Annotated in this window: 14 protein-coding genes; 3 read left to right on the top strand and 11 right to left on the bottom strand. The window is 62.3% G+C overall.

Going from position 1 to position 14,269, the window contains the following annotated elements:
* The first annotated feature begins 124 nt into the window (after nucleotides 1-124).
* Entirely contained in the window at nucleotides 125-1,255 is a 1,131-nt protein-coding gene (locus tag BGP85_RS02805; protein ID WP_103447783.1) for a porin, read from the top strand.
* On the opposite strand, the gene BGP85_RS02800 is transcribed toward BGP85_RS02805, so the two are convergent.
* On the bottom strand, nucleotides 1,232-2,170 hold the full coding sequence (locus BGP85_RS02800; protein WP_103447784.1) for a LysR family transcriptional regulator: 939 nt from the start codon (nucleotides 2,168-2,170) through the stop codon (nucleotides 1,232-1,234). The two genes, BGP85_RS02805 and BGP85_RS02800, sit on opposite strands and share 24 nt — an antisense overlap.
* A gap of 128 nt (nucleotides 2,171-2,298) precedes the next feature.
* Between BGP85_RS02800 and BGP85_RS02795 the strand changes: the two genes are divergently transcribed.
* Nucleotides 2,299-3,012 carry a GntR family transcriptional regulator gene (locus tag BGP85_RS02795; RefSeq protein ID WP_103447785.1) on the top strand — a complete coding sequence of 238 codons (714 nt, stop codon included), beginning with the start codon at nucleotides 2,299-2,301 and terminating at the stop codon, nucleotides 3,010-3,012.
* A 9-nt stretch (nucleotides 3,013-3,021) separates the two neighbouring features.
* Here the strand turns inward: BGP85_RS02795 and BGP85_RS02790 are convergent, their stop codons facing one another.
* From BGP85_RS02790 to BGP85_RS02775, 4 genes are all read right to left on the bottom strand, one after another.
* Nucleotides 3,022-3,972 carry a PDR/VanB family oxidoreductase gene (locus tag BGP85_RS02790; RefSeq protein WP_103447786.1) on the bottom strand — a complete coding sequence of 317 codons (951 nt, stop codon included), beginning with the start codon at nucleotides 3,970-3,972 and terminating at the stop codon, nucleotides 3,022-3,024.
* Nucleotides 3,973-4,029: 57 nt separating this feature from the next.
* Nucleotides 4,030-5,091 carry an aromatic ring-hydroxylating dioxygenase subunit alpha gene (locus tag BGP85_RS02785; protein WP_103447787.1) on the bottom strand — a complete coding sequence of 354 codons (1,062 nt, stop codon included), beginning with the start codon at nucleotides 5,089-5,091 and terminating at the stop codon, nucleotides 4,030-4,032.
* Nucleotides 5,092-5,205: 114 nt separating this feature from the next.
* Nucleotides 5,206-5,916, bottom strand: coding sequence for a murein L,D-transpeptidase catalytic domain family protein (locus BGP85_RS02780; protein ID WP_374755307.1), 711 nt, complete (start codon nucleotides 5,914-5,916; stop codon nucleotides 5,206-5,208).
* A gap of 94 nt (nucleotides 5,917-6,010) precedes the next feature.
* The gene (locus BGP85_RS02775; protein WP_103447789.1) at nucleotides 6,011-7,045 is read right to left on the bottom strand and encodes a L,D-transpeptidase; all 1,035 of its coding nucleotides are present in this window, start codon (nucleotides 7,043-7,045) and stop codon (nucleotides 6,011-6,013) included.
* A 260-nt stretch (nucleotides 7,046-7,305) separates the two neighbouring features.
* Here BGP85_RS02775 and BGP85_RS02770 point away from each other — a divergent pair, with 260 nt between their 5' ends.
* Entirely contained in the window at nucleotides 7,306-8,826 is a 1,521-nt protein-coding gene (locus BGP85_RS02770) for an NCS1 family nucleobase:cation symporter-1 (RefSeq protein ID WP_103447790.1), read from the top strand.
* A 106-nt stretch (nucleotides 8,827-8,932) separates the two neighbouring features.
* Here BGP85_RS02770 and BGP85_RS02765 read toward each other — a convergent pair whose 3' ends face one another.
* The 6 genes from BGP85_RS02765 to pstS all read right to left on the bottom strand — a co-directional run bounded on the left by BGP85_RS02765 (nucleotide 8,933) and on the right by pstS (nucleotide 14,142).
* Entirely contained in the window at nucleotides 8,933-9,553 is a 621-nt protein-coding gene (locus tag BGP85_RS02765) for a hypothetical protein (RefSeq protein ID WP_103447791.1), read from the bottom strand.
* Nucleotides 9,553-10,251, bottom strand: coding sequence for a hypothetical protein (locus BGP85_RS02760; protein WP_103447792.1), 699 nt, complete (start codon nucleotides 10,249-10,251; stop codon nucleotides 9,553-9,555). Before BGP85_RS02760 ends, BGP85_RS02765 begins: the two co-directional genes overlap by 1 nt.
* A gap of 95 nt (nucleotides 10,252-10,346) precedes the next feature.
* Complete coding sequence (gene pstB / locus BGP85_RS02755) at nucleotides 10,347-11,132, bottom strand: phosphate ABC transporter ATP-binding protein PstB (RefSeq protein ID WP_027918791.1); 786 nt, start codon at nucleotides 11,130-11,132, stop codon at nucleotides 10,347-10,349.
* 49 nt (nucleotides 11,133-11,181) lie between these two features.
* Entirely contained in the window at nucleotides 11,182-12,075 is an 894-nt protein-coding gene (pstA, locus tag BGP85_RS02750) for a phosphate ABC transporter permease PstA (protein WP_103447793.1), read from the bottom strand.
* Nucleotides 12,075-13,040, bottom strand: coding sequence for a phosphate ABC transporter permease subunit PstC (gene pstC, locus BGP85_RS02745; protein ID WP_103447794.1), 966 nt, complete (start codon nucleotides 13,038-13,040; stop codon nucleotides 12,075-12,077). Before pstC ends, pstA begins: the two co-directional genes overlap by 1 nt.
* Before the next feature lie 73 nt (nucleotides 13,041-13,113).
* Nucleotides 13,114-14,142 (bottom strand): phosphate ABC transporter substrate-binding protein PstS, encoded by a 1,029-nt coding sequence (pstS, locus tag BGP85_RS02740; protein WP_103447795.1) that lies wholly within the window; start codon nucleotides 14,140-14,142, stop codon nucleotides 13,114-13,116.
* Nucleotides 14,143-14,269 lie beyond the last annotated feature (127 nt).

The following is a 14,269-nucleotide window of genomic DNA, read 5'->3' as shown; positions in this document are numbered from 1 at the left end:
CGCGCGCAGCGCCAGGGCCTGATTAACCACGCGGCATAGGGTTGCCGAATAAGCAATCGCACTGAAACGATCTGTTCACCGACGCTACGGGCCACCCCATCAGTGAGTTGGCCTGGAGTCGTGAATGAACACTCGCACTACCTCGATGCTGTTGATGATTCAATGTGTTTGCCTTGCCGTGCCGGCGCACGCCGAGGGCTTCCCGACCTTGGGTCGGATTGCGCCAGGTTTCGGTTTTTACGGGGTCGATAACGGTTTCGATGACAAGCTCAAGCTCTACGGCACCTTGGATGCCTTCACCAGCTATCACGACTCGCAGCACCATTCGGGTTTTCGTCTGGCCGGTGGCGGCGCATGGACCAACAAGCTCGGGCTGTATGCCAGGAAGGCGGTTGGCACCGATACCGTTCTGGAACTCGATGTCGAGGAAGGCTTCAACGTCAATGGCAAAGCCTTGGAGGGGACCTGGGACACGATCGGTAGCCTGCGCCTGGCAACGCTGGCCCTGCGCTCGCGAACCCTGGGTAAGCTTGAGTTCGGCAAGACCTACAGCATGGGCACCCCGACCTACGCCGACCCGTTCCTGGCCACTTATGGCTCGCCTTACACCTTCCTGGCCCTGCCTGCCGCTGGCAAGGGTGCCTACAACCTCGACCTGCGCCCGAAACACACCCTGGCATACACCAGCCCGACCCTGAACGGTTTCACCCTCGGCACCGCTGTGACCTTCGGCTTCGATGATGCCGCCAGCCAGGGGCGTACCGTGCGCGGTGGCGGCGCCCGCCTGCAATACCGCACCAGTGAGTTGATGCTGCTGGCCTCGTACAACCTGTATTACAGCGACCCTTGGGACGACGGTAGCCGCTCGCGCCAGACCGCCAACCATTACAAGAGCCTGTCGACGTTCTACGATTTCGGCCCGCTAGCCACCAGCCTGACCTGGCAACACCAGGACGTGGACCAGCCCGGCACACCCAGTACCACGCTGTATACCTTCGGCGTGATGGCACCGGTTGGCCAACTGGACGTGCTGCGCCTGGCCGTGATGCAGCGCCAGGTCACGGCGAGCGACAAGAACGCGCAAGGGGTGATGCTCGGCTACGATCACTTCATCAACCCGCGCTGGGCTGTCTATGGGCGGGTTGGCAAGATCTTCAACCAGCCTGCGTCCTCGGTCACCTACGCCGGCACCCCGCTGGACCAGGTTGGCGACGACCCCAGCAACCTCTCCCTAGGCATGTACTATCACTTCTGACGGCGCCGGGCGGGTTTGCCTGAGCACCTGCCCACGCAAGCTGTGAAAGAGTTCCTGAGCCGGCGCGGTAAGGCTGTGGCGGTCGATGCAGACCAGATTGACCGGGTAATCCGGAATCAGCTCCTGCACCGCCACGGCCAGGTATTCGGCATCAACGCCAAAGGTAAACCCCTGGTCCACCGCCAGCTCACTGATGGTCATCAACGATTCGGTGTTCTTCAACAGCTTGAGCGCCATCATCACGGATGTGCACTCAACGGTGTTCTGCGGGACGCGCAGGCCGTTGCTCTCGAACAGCTGGTGAAACTGTGACGCCTGGTCCGAGAGCTCATCCAGGCTGATCCACGGAGCGTACTGCAAGGTGCGCAGCGACTTGGCGAACTTCTGCTGATTCGACGCATGGCAGATTACCCGGCCCTTGATGCTGCCAAGCGCCTCCCAGTCGAGGTTCAGCCGGCTCAGCGGTTGCTGCGAGGTCAGGGCAAAATCCAGGCTGCCATCGCGCAGCCGTTGCAGAATCTGGCTCGGGCGCAGGTCGGTAATGGTGATCTTCACCCGCGGGTACTTGCGCCGGAAGGCCAGGATGCTGTCGTCGACCCCGTCCAGCATCGCCGTCAGCGAAGTAACCCCGATGGACACCGCACCCAACGCGGCATCCTGGATGCTGGCGGCTTCGATCTGCAGGCGACGGATGCTCTCCACCACCAGGTTGGCATGGCGGATGACGCGCTTGCCTTCCTCGGTCAGGACCATGCCTTTGGGTGAGCGCTGCAACAGGGTGAAACCGACCTCGCGTTCCAGTTCCTTGATCGAACGGCTCAGTGCAGGCTGGGTGATGTGCATGAGTTTGGAAGCTTCGAGGATGCTGCCGGCGTTATGGATGGCGACCAGCGCCTTGAGTTGGTGCAGTTTCAAGCGTCTTTACCTTATTGTTAGCGGGCCTGTTCCATGCCGCGCACAGATTACCGCAAGCTCCACCTGCGCGGTGCAACGTCCGTGCCGCTTGCGGTACCATGGCGGCCCCTTCTTTGAGGTCGCGTGCAATGAGCAAACACGGCCAGACCATCCTGGTCGCCCTGCGCAAGATGATCGCTTCCGGCGAGCTGGCCGGCGGTGAACGGCTGATGGAAGTCCCTACCGCGGAACGTTTCGGCGTGTCTCGCATGCCGGTGCGCATGGCCTTCCGCACCCTGGAACAGGAAGGCCTGCTGGTGCGCCATGGCGGCAAGGGCTTCCAGGTGCGTACGCTGAGCGTCGACGACCTCACCGGCGCCGTGGAGGTGCGAGGCGTCCTTGAAGGGCTGGCGGCACGCCTGTGCGCCGAACGTGGCCTGGACGCCCACGCCATGGCCACACTGGCGCAGTGCCTGGATGAGGGCGACGCCCTGTTCGCCAAGGGCTACATCACCGAACAGGACCTGGCGGCCTACCACGACCTCAACGTGCGCTTGCACCAGGTGATCGTGGCCGGCAGTGGCAACCCGGCAATTGCCGAGGCCCTGGCACGCAATGACCATCGTCCGTTCGCCTCGGTATCGGCGCTGGCCTTCGACCGCGACGACATGGCCAGCGAATACCGGCGCTTCAATTTCGCCCACATGCAGCACCACTCACTGGTCGATGCACTGCGCAACGGCCAGGGCGCGCGCGCCGAAAGCATCATGCGCGAACATGCCAATGCCACGCTGCGCTATGCCGAAGTGTTCGGCGCGGCCAGCACGGCAAGTGGCGTCCAGGTGATTTCCAAGGGCAACTAGGCGCGCACTTTACAGGTCCAACACCAGCATCGGCGTCCTGGCCCGTGAGCAGCACGGGGTGAACTGGTCGTTGGCGGCCTGCTCATCCTCGGTCAGGTACAGGTCGCGATGCTCCGGCACGCCTTCCAGCACCCGGGTCAGGCAGGTTCCGCATACGCCCTGCTCGCAAGACACTGCAATCGGCACGCCATGGCTTTCCAGGACCTGGACCACGGTCTTGTCCGCCGGGATCTCGAAGACCTGGCCGGTGCTGCCGAGCCTGACCGAAAACACCCCGTCATCCGCAGTGTCGACCGGCGCGGCGGCGAAGTATTCGCGGTGCAACTGGGCGTCCTCCCAGCCATGACTGCGGGCGCTGTCCAGCACATGCTGCATGAACCCACTCGGTCCGCAGACGTACAGGTGATCCTCCACGCCGGGCACTGCCAGTACCTGGGCCAGGTCGAGCCGGGTCTGCGGGATCGCGTCGAAATGCAGATGGACCCGGCCGGCGAACGGTGTCGCCGCCAGGCGTTCAAGGAACGCCGCACGCTCGCTTGAGCGGGCGCAGTAATGCAACTCGAAGTGATCGCCCTGCAGCCACAGTTGCTCCGCCATGCACAGGATCGGGGTGATACCGATGCCGCCGGCAAACAGCAGGCTGCGCCTGGCACCGGGTGCCAGGGCGAAGAGATTGCGCGGCTCGCTGATCAGCAGCCGCTGCCCCGCTTCAACCTGCTCGTGCAGGCAGCGGGAGCCGCCGCGTGACGCGGCATCATTAAGCACGCCGATCAGGTAACGGTGGCGCTCCTGCGGGTGATTGCACAAGGAGTACTGGCGCACCAGGCCGCCGGGCAAGTGCACATCGATGTGCGCTCCGGCGCTGAATGCGGGTAACGGCTTGCCTTGGGCGCAGCTCAATTCGTAGCTGCAGATACCTTCGGCTTCACGGGTTCGGGCTGTGACGACAACTTCAATCATGGCTCACCTTGCATGGACGGCCACCGGGATAGCCGTGCTGGGCATCGACAGGGACTGTTACTGCGCGGTTGCGATCAGCGGTACAGCGACGCTGGACTGCTCTTGGGCGATCAGCCGCTCTAGCACGCGCCGCGCCTGCACTCCGCCGGCATCGATATTGAGCTTGAGCAAGTGACGCTGCGGGTTCGCCAGCAGGTTGGCCTGTTGCTGTTCAAGCATGTCGAGGTCTTCGCTGAAGATCTTCCCCTGCCCTTCGCGGATGCTGGCGGTCAGTGCCTGATCCTGAGGGTTGAAGTTGCGCGCCATGCCCCAGAAGTACCAGATGGAGGTCTCGGTCTCTGGGGTGATGAAGTCGACGACGATGCTCGACGCTTTGTCCTGGGCCGCCGCGTGGTAGCCGCCCTTGCCGGCGAGTGCCACGCCCACTTCGATCAGTACATGGCTGGGCGGGGTGAAACGGCAGATCTGCCAGCGGTCAACCGGCTGGTCGTCGGGCAACTGGTTGCCACGCAGCGCCATGCGCCAGAACGGCGGCGCCATGATGTTTTGCATGTGCCGGGCAGTGACCACCTCGTCGCCGTGGACCGTGGTCACTGGCGGCGCTTCGTCGATTTCCTTCTGGCCGATGCTGGAGGCATGAACGTAGGTTTCGTGGGTCAGGTCCATAAGGTTGTCGATCATCAGGCGATAGTCGCAATTGATGTGGAACAACCCGCCGCCGTAAGCCCACTCGTCACTCTCTGCCCACGGCAGATGGCAAAGGCTGGCGGGGTCGGCCAGTGCCTGTTCGCCGGGCCAGACCCAAACGAAACCATAGCGCTCGACCGTGGCATAGGCCTTGTTGCACGGGAACCCCCGTACCCGCTGGCCAGGCATGTCGACGGTCTTGCCATCGCCGCCCATGACCAGGCCATGGTAACCACAGACAAGGTTGCCGTTCTCGACATAACCCAAGGACAACGGTGCCCCGCGGTGCGGGCAGAAATCCTCCACGGCGCAGATCAGGTTTTGCTGACCGCGATAGAACACCATCTTTTCCCCGCAGATCTGCCGGCCCAGCGGCTTTTCGGTGATCTCGTCAGGGGTGCAGGCTACATACCAGGCGTTTTTCGGGAACATCCGATTCTCCGATTGATTGTTTTTGTGGATCCATTAACAACCAAGAATCGGATATCAGTCAATAAAAAAGTGGCTTATGGAAATTTATGGATCCATAAGCCACCTGTGGCGGGGTTACTTGCTGGCGACCGACTGGTTCGCCAGCGGGCAGCTCTGGGCATTGAGAAAACGCGACTTCTTCAGCCAGTCCTGCTGCGGGTAATAAGCAAACACATAGCTGCCCCGTTGCAGCGTGTCGATCAGCTTGCCTGCGATTGCCGGCCGAACGGCCGGGCAGCCCTGGCTGCGCCCCAGGCGACCGAGACCGGGAACGACCTTGGGGTCGGCATAGGCGGCGGCGTGCATGACAATCGCCCGCGACATGCTGTTGTCGTTGAACCCCGGCTCCAGCCCCTGCAGGCGCAGCGAGCGGCCGTGCTTGCCGCTGTAGGTCTGGCCGGTTTCATACAGGCCGAGGGAGGATTGGTAGCTGTTGGGGGCGTTGGAGAACGTCGTCGGCACATCGGCGCCGCTGTTCTTGCCGTGGGCGACCCACTCCTCGAACAACAGTTTGCGCGCACGCAAGTCGAACACCCACAGGCGCTTGTCACGCGAGGCCTTGGAGTAATCGATCACCGTCAGCAACTTGTCCCCATCGCTGTGGCTGGCACACGCATAGGCTGTAAGGGCCAGGTTCAGGGTGGAAAGGTTGGCATTGGGCGCCAGTTGCTGCAGTTCGGCGGCGCTGGGCAGGGGCTGCGCGTGGGCGGTTTGCCAGGCGCAGAGGAAATACAGGCCGATACTGGCCACTGAGAGCCGAATGGCTCCCCGCAAGGGTTGGAACATCGACATGGTTACCCCGGTAAAGGCCTGTCAGCAAAAAGTCAGCTGGCTTGCGGCCAAAAGCCACCACTTTGCTTGAATTCTTCGGGATTGCCGATCACTTCTTGACCAATGGCTTGTGTTCTTTACCGTCGTCGGTGCTGATCACCGTGAACTTTCCGTCGCTGCGGGTATCCCGGGTCGACGCCCAATCGGTGATCACCAGCATCGTGCCGACGTCCATCGCCGCGCGCAGGTGCTGGCGAAACTCCGGGTTGATGTTCAGTTGCCCCAGCTGTTCATAGGGTGTATCCCCGTACTCCGGGTTGCTCAGGGCCACCACCGACCAGCGTAAGGGTAGCGCACCGTCGAGCTCCAGGGCGGAGGGTTTTTGCAGCAGCGAATACACCGCCATGCCACTGTGGTGCTTGCTGTTTTCAAGCGAGAGTGCAGGCGCCGAGCCGATCAGCTGGCCAGCGCGATACACGTAGGCGCGCAGGTCGGCGCGACTGACCAGGATCGACAGCGGCCCAGCCGTCGGGCCCGGGTCGTTCCAGAACTGCTGGTTACTCAGTACCAGCGGGCCCTGAGCCTTGCCAGCGTTGACCGTTGGCGCCAGCACGCCAGGGTGGTAGACCTCCACCGGTGCACTGTGGGTATCGGAAACGATGACGGTGGTCGAACTGAAGCCGGTGGCCTCATACAGCTTCTTGGCAAACTCCAACGGCAGGCGCACGCAACCATGGGAAGCCGGGTAACCCGGCAGATGGCCCGCGTGCAGGGCGATACCGTCCCAGGTCAGCCGCTCCATATAAGGCATTGGCGCGTCGTTGTAGAGGCTGGATTTGTACTCGACTTTCTTCTGCAGAATGCTGAACACCCCGGTGGGGGTTTCCCGCCCTGCCTTGCCGCTGCTCACGGTGCTGACGCCGATGGCGATGCCATTGCGATAGACGTAGGCACGTTGCTCGGTGAGGCTGACCACCACAGTCACCGGCCCCGCCGGCGAGACCTGCGGGTACCAGAGAAACTGGCCAGGCTTGAGGTGATCGATCTGGCTCCTCAGTGCGGCCGGGGTGGGCACCTGCAGCGGCGCCGCTTCGACCACGGTGGCGGCAAGCAACAGACCCAGCGCGAGCAATGCATGCAACATCGAACTGTTCCTCATGGCATCCTGGCCTCAGCTTATGCGCAACATGCCCCGCAAGCCAGCCAGAGCATCATCGCGGTGCGCGGGGGTAACAACCGCACACAAAAATGTGCACAAACTTCCCACTTCAAAGCGTAATCCACAGCGCAAAAAACCGCGAGAAAGCACAGGGGCCGTGAATTTCAGCACGCCCATGGGTTGGTACGAATCTTGTTTGTATACAAATACAAACAATAAAAGTACACAACCATCATGGAGTCCCGATGGCGTCGATTTCCCGTTCCGATGTTGGCCAGCTTGCCGATTGCCCCGCCGAAACGGCCGGCCCCAGTGAGGCGCCGTTGAGCCCACGCCTTTACAGTAGCGATCTTGCGCCGACCCGTGCGGCCAATCGCACCTGGGGGCGCTACAGCCTGTTTGCGCTGTGGACCAACGACGTGCACAACATCGCCAACTACTCCTTCGCCATCGGCCTGTTCGCCCTGGGCATGAGCGGCGCGCAGATCCTCACTGCCTTTGCCCTCGGTGCGCTGGTGATCTACGGCCTGATGAACCTGTCCGGCTACATGGGGCAGAAGACCGGCCTGCCCTACCCGGTCATGTGCAGGATCAGCTTCGGCATCCATGGCGCGCAGATTCCGGCCCTGATCCGCGCGGTGATCGCCATCGCCTGGTTCGGCATCCAGACCTACCTCGCCTCGGTGGTCCTGCGCGTGCTGCTCACCGCCATCGCGCCGGACCTCAAGGCCTACGACCAGAACGCGATCCTCGGCCTGTCGACCCTGGGCTGGGTCACCTTCCTCGGCATCTGGTGCGTGCAGGTGGCGATCTTCGCCTATGGGATGGAGATGGTGCGCCGCTTCGAATCCCTCGCCGGGCCGATCATCCTGGTCGCCTTCAGCGGCCTGGCGGGCTGGATGTACTGGCGCAGCGGGCTTTCGATTGCCTGGTCCAGCGGCAACGCGCCGACCGGCACCGGCATGTGGCTGAAAGTGTTCGGTGCCGCCGCGCTGTGGGTGTCGCTGTACGGCACCATGATCCTCAACTTTTGCGATTTCACGCGTAACTGCCCGGATCGACGGACCATCAGCGTGGGCAACTTCTGGGGCCTGCCGGTGAACATGCTCGGCTTCGCGCTGATCGCCGTGGTGCTCGCCGGTGCGCAATTCAGCATCGACGGCAAGCTGGTGCAAAGCCCGAGCGAAATCGTCGCCGCCATCCCCAACACCGCCGGCCTGGTGCTGGCCTGCCTGGCCTTCCTGCTGGTCACCGTGGCGGTGAACATCATGGCCAACTTCGTCGCCCCGGCCTTCGTGCTCACCAACCTGGCACCGAAGGTGCTGAACTTCCGCCGCGCGGGCTTGCTCAGCGCCACCATCGCGGTGGTAATCCTGCCGTGGCACCTGTACAACAGCCCGTCGGTGATCGTGTACTTCCTCGGCGGCCTGGGCGCCCTGCTCGGCCCGCTGTACGGCATCATGGTCACCGACTACTACCTGGTGCGACGTGGCCGGGTGAACCTGCCGGAGCTGTACAGCGAAAGCCCTGAAGGCGCCTATCACTACCGTGGCGGGGTCAATCTGCGCGCTGTGGCGGCGTTCATCCCGGCCTCGCTGATTGCCATCCTGCTGGCGCTGGTGCCAGCGTTCGAGACGCTGTCGCAGTTCTCCTGGTTCTTCGGCGCCGGGCTGGGCGGGCTGATCCATTACGCCATGGCCAAGCGCAGTGCGCGGTATCAGGACGTGTCTGGCGAAAGCATCGCCGTGGACGCCGCGCACCACTGATTGGTGCTTGGCTTGAGTTTTCAGGGAGTGCGTAGATCGAGCGCCGCGCGGGCGGCGCTCGATCTGACCGGCGCAACAAAACCCACGCCGTACATGAAAACGACGCTCAGGATGCCAGCACCTGCGGACGCTGCACCAGCGGTGCCTCGTAGCGGTGCGGTTGCTGCCAGGCCAGCTGAGCCTGCACCTGCTGCGCCGCATCCATCACCTTCTGCGCCCAGCTGTCATCTTGCGGGTTGACCACGACCACACGGAAACCGTGGTCAAAGCCCTCGATCCCGACCCCTTCGGAATCATCGACGTGCAAGTCGATGTCGAATGCCGGCGGGTATTTCGACGGGGCGTTCTCAAGCCCGTGCTGCGACAGCACATGCTGGTGGCGATCACTGTTGACCACGCCATCGACGTGAATGCCATAGAGCATCAGCCAGCGCCGGATATAGGCCGGTGTGCGGCCAGACGAGGTGTAGATCCAGATGCTGCAGCCCTGGCGGCGCAGGTCGCGGATCAGCGAACGCGTGCCGCTGCGCAGCGGTTCGCCCAGCCAGCGGTGTACGAACGCCGGCAGCTTGCTGTCTTCTTCGTCGGCGTGGTGCGGCAGACAGGCAAGCGTGTCATCGATATCGAAGGAAATGCGCATCTGTGGGCGGTTGAATTTGCGCCCGATGGCTTTCCACGCGCGTCGTCCACCGGCCTTGCCTTGTTCCAGCATCGAATACCTTTCCATCATCGGCTCCCCTGACGGGCTGGCACGCAGGTGCCACGCAGGAAGAACTTTTCGGGTTCAGGCGCCTTCGCTTCGAGGAAGGCTGCGTACTTTTTCTTGATCTTGGGCAATTCGTACAAAGCTTTCACACCATGCTTGGCGGAGTTGCGAATGACCGAGGACGGGTTGAAGTAGCCCTCGGCGTTGTCCAGCGTCAGCACGAATGGCGGCAGCCCTGCACGCATCAGCAGATAGCTGACGATGAGCGACCCCGTGCGATTGTTCCCTTCGATGAACAACTGCGGCTTGCTGAGGATACGTACATAAACGCCGGCTGCCCGCTTCCAGATCGACTCGCTGCGGTACGAGCAATACCAGTTGTATAGATCCTTGATGCCGCCTTCCACGTTGTTGAAAAAGCGCGCTTCGGTGGCCTCGAGGTGTGGCGCGAACTCGCGGCGGCGTGCCGGGTCGCTGCCGCACAGCACGGTGGCGTTGATCTCCAGCATCAGGTTCAGCTGCTGCAGGTCGAACAGGTCCACACCCCGTGCGACATAGTCGTCAATCAAGGCATAGCCTTCAAGCACATTGAGCAGCACCTCGTCGGTGAACGGGTCACGCGGCTCGGTGAAATGCTGGCTGAGTTCCGCAAAGCGGCCCTGCACCTCGCGCAGAGCGCGCTCTACCGCTGGCAGGTCAAGACGACATGTCGCATCCATTGGTAATCTCTTGAAACAGAACAGACGTGAAAGCGACCTACCCCACTCGGCCGTCCTGGCCTGCGGGGTGGGTCGCCTGGCGGGTGCCGGCAGGTTCAGCTGAACTTGCCGCTGATGTAGTCACTGGTCAGTTGTTCACGCGGATTCTGGAAAATCTGCGTGGTCGGGCCCATCTCTACCAGGTAACCGGTGCGGGTGCCCTGGGAGATGTCGACCGAGAAGAACGCGGTGGTGTCGGCCACACGAATCGCCTGCTGCATGTTGTGGGTCACCAGGGCGATGGTGTAGTCCTTCTTCAGCTCGACCATCAGCTCTTCCACGCGGCGGGTGGCAATCGGGTCGAGTGCCGAGCAGGGTTCGTCGAGCAGCAGCACTTCCGGCTCGGTGGCGATGGCACGGGCGATGCAAAGGCGCTGCTGCTGGCCGCCGGACAGCGACAGGCCGCTGACCTTGAGCTTGTCCTTGACTTCATCCCACAGCGCGGCGCCTTGCAGGGCGTGCTTGACGCGGTCACCGATGTCGCCCTTGTAGCGGTTCAAGCGCAGGCCGAAGGCGACGTTGTCGAAGATGCTCATCGAGAACGGGTTCGGCTGCTGGAACACCATGCCGATATAGCGGCGCACCACCACAGGGTCCACGCCCTTGCCGTAGACATCCTGGCCGAGGAAGTGCACATGGCCTTCAAAGCGGAAGCCCTTGACCAGGTCGTTCATGCGGTTGAGGCTGCGCAGCACGGTACTCTTGCCGCAGCCGGACGGGCCGATAAAACCGGTGATCTCGTTCTTGCGGATCGGTACATGGCTGTCACGCACGGCCATGAAGTTGCCGTAGAAGATCTTGTCCAGCTTGCAGTCCATGACGATTGGCGCTTCGCTGACCATGGGAGCGGCTCTCTGTGCAGTTGATACGTTCACGGTCGAATGCTCCCTTTCAATACTTTGGCTTGCCGAAGATTCGGCTAAGAATGTTGACCACCAGCACGATCATCACCAACACCAGCGAGGCCGCCCAGGCGAGCTCCAGCTGGTTGTCGAACGGCATGCCGGAGAAGTTGTAGATCAGTACGGCAAGCGATGCCGTGGGGTTCATGACGGCCAGGCTGCCGTCGTGGTAGATCCAGTAGTTGCTGAACAGCGCGGTGAACAGCAGCGGTGCCGTTTCACCCGCAGCGCGGGCCACGGCCAGCATGACGCCGGTGAGGATGGCCGGCATGCCGGTCGGCAAGACGATCTTCCAGATCACCTGGGCGCGGGTGCAGCCCATGCCGTAGGCGGCGTCCTTCATGATCTTGGGTACCATCTTCATCGCTTCTTCAGCGGTCAGCACGACGATCGGCAGCATCAGCACGGCCAGTGCCACGCCACCGGCCGGGGCCGAGTAGGTACCGGTGGTCATCACCACCAGGGCGTAGGCGAACACACCGGCGAGAATCGACGGCAGGCCGGTGAGCATTTTGGCGGCGAAGCGCGAGGCGTTGGCCAGCTTGCTCTCAGGGCCGAGTTCGGCGAGGAACACCGCCGCCAGGATGCCGACCGGCACTGCGATGGCAGCAGCGATGCCGACCATGACGAAGGTACCGGCCAGGGCGTTACCGAAACCGCCGCCCATCTCGAAACCGGTGGGTGGCAATTCGGTGAACACTTCCAGGCTCAGGCGCGCACCACCCCGGGTGATCAGCATGTACAGCACGGAAATCAGCGGCACGCTGGCCAGCAGGGCCACGCACCAGACTGTGGAGGTCAGCACCAGGCTGCGCAGGGCGCGGCCTTCGAAGCGGCGCTGCAGGCTGGGCAATGCAGTAGTAGCTGCAGAGAGGTCAGTCATTATTTGTTACCCCGCTGGGCGTAGAGCATGATCATCGAACCGAACACATTCACCAGTAAGGTGATGAACATCAGGACCAGGGCGGCGTACATCAGCACCTCGATCTCGTTCGGCCCGGCTTCGGGGAAGTTCAGCGCCAGCAAGGCTGCCAGCGTGTTGGCCGGGGCAAACAGCGAAAGGGTGATGGTGTTGGCGTTACCGACCAGCATCGCCAGCGCCATGGTTTCGCCCAGTGCGCGGCCAAGGCCCAGCACCAGGGAGCCGAAGATGCCGGTGGCGGCCGACGGCACCATCACCTTGAGGATGGCTTCCCAATGGGTGGTGCCCATGCCGTAGGCAGCTTGCTTGGTCTTCATCGGTACGCTGGTAAGCGCATCCTGGGAAACCGCGGCAATGGTCGGCAGGATCATGATCGCCAGCACCAACGCCGCCGGCAGCAGGCCGGGGCCACTCAGGGAGGTGCCGAAGAAAGGGATCCAGCCTAGCTCGCTGTTCAGCCAGGCGGTCATCGGCCGGATGGCCGGAATCACGACATAGATGCCCCACAGGCCGTAAACGACGCTGGGGATGGCGGCGAGCAGCTCGACGATGGTACGAAATACCGCGGCGAGCCTCGCCGGCAAGAAATCCTGGGTAAGGAAAATGGCCATGCTGACGCCGAAGAAACCCGCGATCAACAAGGCGATAAGGGCGCTGTAAAGCGTGCCCCAGATTGCCGGCAGAATGCCGTATTTGCCCTGGTTGACGTCCCACACACTGCCGAACAGCACGTCAAACCCGTGCTTTTCCATTCCTGGAAGTGCTTTGCGTCCTACTTCGTATACCAACGCGAATACCAGCGCGAGAATCAGCACCACACCGATACGTGCAAGGGCACGGAAGGTGCGATCAACCAGGAAGTCCTTGGTGGACGGCGGCTGGCACGCGGAGTCTGGGTTATCCGGTATGGCAAAAGGTGTGTTCATCTGGCTGATTCCGGGACTAAGGGCAAACACCCCCGGCACGGTTTTCACACCGCGCCGGAAGCGCCTGAAGGTATTACTGGATGCTCTGCGACGCTTTGCGCACTTCGTCGACAACCGACGGTGGCAGCGGAATGTAGCCCATCGAGTCGGCAATCTTCTGGCCGTGGGTCAGGCCGTACTCGACCATGTCACGCATGGCCTTGGCCTTTTCCGGGCTGCCGTTGTCCTTGCGGAAGATCATCCAGGTGTAGGAAGTGATCGGGTAGGACTTGGCACCTTCCGGGTCTGGCAGGTGAGCGATCAGGTTTTCCGGCATTTTCACCGCAGCCAGTGCTTCGGCACCGCTCTCGGCGTTAGGCACGACGTATTGGCCTGCCTTGTTCTCCAGCTCGGCGAAGTCGACCTTGGCCAGCTTGGCGAAGCCGTATTCGATGTAGCCGATGGCGCCCGGGGTCTGGCGAACGGTGGCGGTCACGCCGTCGTTCTTCGGCGACTTGATGAACTTGTCGGTGGCCGGCCAGTTGACGGTGTTGCCTTCACCCAGGTCTTTCTTGAAGTCGGCGTTGATGGCCGACAGGTGCTTGGTGAAGACGGCGTTGGTACCGCTGGAGTCGGCACGTACGACCACGGTGATCGGCAGGTCAGGCAGCTTCATGCCTGGGTTGGCCTTGACGATCTGCGGGTCGTTCCACTTGGTGATCTTGCCGAGGAAGATGTTGGAGTACACATCGCGTGGCAGCTTCAGGCCTTTCGGGTTGCCCGGCAGGTTGTAGGCCAGGACGATTTCACCGGCGGTCATCGGCAGCAACTGCACGCCTTCGCCGACCTTGGCAATGTCTGCTTCGCTCATGGCCGAGTCGCTGGCGGCGAAATCGACGGTCTTGTTCAGGAAGTCCTGAACGCCTGCCCCGCTCCCCTTGGACTGGTAGTCAACGGTGACGCCAGCAGTGTTCTTGCTGAAGTCCTTGAACCAGGTCAGGTAGATCGGTGCTGGGAAGCTCGCGCCGGAACCGGTCAGGCGAACGTTGTCCGCGGCAAAGGCCGAAGTGGCAGAGAGGGAAACCGCAACGGCAAGTGCAGCAGACTTCATAAGGCGTATCATGGAAAAGCGCTCCGTGTGATGGCCAGCACACTTTGCATCAGCTGTGTTACAGCTTTGTGACTGTTGAATGGCAGTCGATCCATTCACCCCCTCTAAACTGGGGCATACACGCAGTGCCCCCTCATTT

The organism is Pseudomonas putida (assembly GCF_002906855.1).
GTDB classification, from domain to species: domain Bacteria; phylum Pseudomonadota; class Gammaproteobacteria; order Pseudomonadales; family Pseudomonadaceae; genus Aquipseudomonas; species Aquipseudomonas putida_N.
This window is presented reverse-complemented; position numbering and strand designations above follow the sequence as displayed.

What these genes read in the sequence shown, in the direction of transcription:
- BGP85_RS02805 (WP_103447783.1), top strand. Translation starts at nt 125, where the DNA reads ATGAACACTCGCACTACCTCGATGCTGTTGATGATTCAATGTGTTTGC.
- BGP85_RS02795 (WP_103447785.1), top strand. Translation starts at nt 2,299, where the DNA reads ATGAGCAAACACGGCCAGACCATCCTGGTCGCCCTGCGCAAGATGATC.
- BGP85_RS02790 (WP_103447786.1), bottom strand. Translation starts at nt 3,972, where the DNA reads ATGATTGAAGTTGTCGTCACAGCCCGAACCCGTGAAGCCGAAGGTATC.
- BGP85_RS02785 (WP_103447787.1), bottom strand. Translation starts at nt 5,091, where the DNA reads ATGTTCCCGAAAAACGCCTGGTATGTAGCCTGCACCCCTGACGAGATC.
- BGP85_RS02780 (WP_374755307.1), bottom strand. Translation starts at nt 5,916, where the DNA reads ATGTTCCAACCCTTGCGGGGAGCCATTCGGCTCTCAGTGGCCAGTATC.
- BGP85_RS02775 (WP_103447789.1), bottom strand. Translation starts at nt 7,045, where the DNA reads ATGTTGCATGCATTGCTCGCGCTGGGTCTGTTGCTTGCCGCCACCGTG.
- BGP85_RS02770 (WP_103447790.1), top strand. Translation starts at nt 7,306, where the DNA reads ATGGCGTCGATTTCCCGTTCCGATGTTGGCCAGCTTGCCGATTGCCCC.
- BGP85_RS02765 (WP_103447791.1), bottom strand. Translation starts at nt 9,553, where the DNA reads ATGGAAAGGTATTCGATGCTGGAACAAGGCAAGGCCGGTGGACGACGC.
- BGP85_RS02760 (WP_103447792.1), bottom strand. Translation starts at nt 10,251, where the DNA reads ATGGATGCGACATGTCGTCTTGACCTGCCAGCGGTAGAGCGCGCTCTG.
- pstB (WP_027918791.1), bottom strand. Translation starts at nt 11,132, where the DNA reads ATGGTCAGCGAAGCGCCAATCGTCATGGACTGCAAGCTGGACAAGATC.
- pstA (WP_103447793.1), bottom strand. Translation starts at nt 12,075, where the DNA reads ATGACTGACCTCTCTGCAGCTACTACTGCATTGCCCAGCCTGCAGCGC.
- pstC (WP_103447794.1), bottom strand. Translation starts at nt 13,040, where the DNA reads ATGAACACACCTTTTGCCATACCGGATAACCCAGACTCCGCGTGCCAG.
- pstS (WP_103447795.1), bottom strand. Translation starts at nt 14,142, where the DNA reads ATGATACGCCTTATGAAGTCTGCTGCACTTGCCGTTGCGGTTTCCCTC.